We start from the raw sequence: 1966 nt of genomic DNA, 5'->3' as shown, positions 1-1966 counted from the left end.
ACAACCCACCGACACCACCGACCCGACCGCCCTCACCGCCTAACCTCACAACCAGATCACCGACTGGCCGTCAATACACCACGCCAGCAGACGTGACCCCTCACGACATCACGCATAGGCTGTCAGTAGGTTGACGGCTGGCCTCGCCGTTCGAGCATGGGATCGGCCTAAAGGCCTCGGCAGGGCCCCGGCCGACGACGAACCGGCCCCTTCAGGGGCAGCTTGGTGATTTAGCCGGCGAGCCGCTTCAACCTCAGTAGTCTCGCGGCATGACGAACGTTCAGCCAGCTTCGGACTCCGTGTTGACTCACATTGAGCCCGACACGAGTCCGGATCGGCCTCTGCCTCTGCCCTGGGAGCAGTACTCAGACCGGGTTCTGGCCGAATGGTACGCGCTGCTCGGCCGGGGGCCAGAGGAGCACGAGGTCCAGAGCTTTCTGGAGCTGCACCCCTCGATGATCCCGGGAGGAAGCGGTGACGTCGGTCCCGGTGGTCATCATGGGTCGGCTATGGGGGCGGTGTTCCGGCAGCCGACGCTCGCTGGCGCGGGGAGGTCGTTCAGGCCCGACTTCATGTGGGTCACACGATCATCTGGCCTCATCACGCCCATTCTGATCGAGATCGAGAAGCCCTCCAAGCGGTGGTTCGGGAAGGACGGCCGCCCCACCAGCGAGTTCACTGGCGCCCGTGACCAGCTCAACGACTGGAGGGCGTGGTTCGCCCGGGAGGGGAACAAGGAGGTGTTCCGCGAGACATTCCTGTTCCTGGGCAACACTTACAAGGACCGGCCGCTGGAGCCACAGTTCCTCCTCATCTACGGCCGCGAATCGGAGTTCAAGCCCGGCGGCGGCCACTTGAACCATCGCGAGCTGCGCTTCAAGCGGGACCAGCAGCGGGCGGCGGACGAGACGTTCATGACCTACGACGCGCTGCGCCCCCGCTATGACCACTCCAACTCCATGACCCTGACCATGTCGGTTTATGGCCCAGCCATTTACGCGTTCTCACCCGTGTACGGGACCGGGACCGGCACTGGCCCCGGTGCCCTTCTGCTCGGCGACCCGAAGCCGGGTCTCAATCGCTCGGCCATGATGAGCGATGAGCGCCGCGCCTACCTCGCCGAGCGCTGGGCCTACTGGCAAGAGTTCGAGACGGACCAGCGAAACGGCCAAGGTCCAACACGCCAAGCCCGGGCGATAGGGCGGGAATAGGTCGCACCGCCAGCCGACCGATGTGGCTTTCAGGCAACGGGGCGCCCGACGCCAGTCGGATGCCCTCTACTCGCTTCTTTCCCACAGCACATGACGGTGCGCCTGACACCCCGGCAGGGCTGGCGACAGCACCGCACGGCGGTGAGCTCACCCCGTGTGCACCGTCTGCGAAGCCCGGGCTAACTGGGAGGCAGTACAGCCGGGCTCGGCCGGCGGCCTGGTGGTGGCGGCCCTGTCTGCGCAGGGGTGTAGCGCCGGTTAGGGAGCGGTCACCGCAGGGTGGCCTCTCCTGTGAGCGGCAGGCGGGCTGTGGCGGGGTTTCCGCCGGTTGCCAGGAGCAGGTGAAGGTGAACACCGAGCAGCGACCTCGGCTGCCCGCGTCGACTGGTGATTGAGGCATGGCGCCGCAGTCAGAGTCCCGTTGTGGTTGGTGTCATGGCGCATGGTCGGGCTTGCTCTGGTGTCCGGTTGCTCCCTCCGTGAGGACCGGAGCTCCCCAGTCGAGTACGAACAGGCCGGCCGTGCTGAGTGTGTCGTCGCTCAGGCGGAGGAGTCCGACCGGTGAACGTCCGTGCTGGCAAAGCCAGTTGGCGCGGCGTATCCGCTCGGACGGGGTGAGTTCGTCCCAGTTGTCGAACTGTCGACCGGTTCGATGGGGATCGTGTCCCTTGGTGTGGTGTAGCCGATCATTCATCGGTGGTGTTGGGTAGCGCGGGGGCGCTGTTGGGGAGTTCGGCGGGGTAGAGCTCTTCCAT

The 1966-nt window shown here is 65.9% G+C and carries 1 protein-coding gene; it reads left to right on the top strand.

Features of this window, described 5'->3' with window-relative positions; translation table 11 throughout:
- Positions 1 to 269 precede the first annotated feature (269 nt).
- A complete protein-coding gene (locus tag IF29_RS0141000) occupies positions 270 to 1211 on the top strand; it encodes a Shedu anti-phage system protein SduA domain-containing protein (RefSeq protein ID WP_084715569.1) in 942 nt (313 codons plus the stop codon).
- Positions 1212 to 1966: the final 755 nt, after the last annotated feature.

The sequence above is a fragment of the Streptacidiphilus jeojiense genome, assembly GCF_000719095.1.
GTDB lineage: Bacteria > Actinomycetota > Actinomycetes > Streptomycetales > Streptomycetaceae > Streptacidiphilus > Streptacidiphilus jeojiensis.
Note: the sequence above shows the minus strand (reverse complement) of the source record. Positions and strands in the feature narration are given on the sequence as shown.

Excerpts from the sequence above, each read along its gene's own strand:
- IF29_RS0141000 (WP_084715569.1), top strand. The coding sequence starts at position 270 with ATGACGAACGTTCAGCCAGCTTCGGACTCCGTGTTGACTCACATTGAG.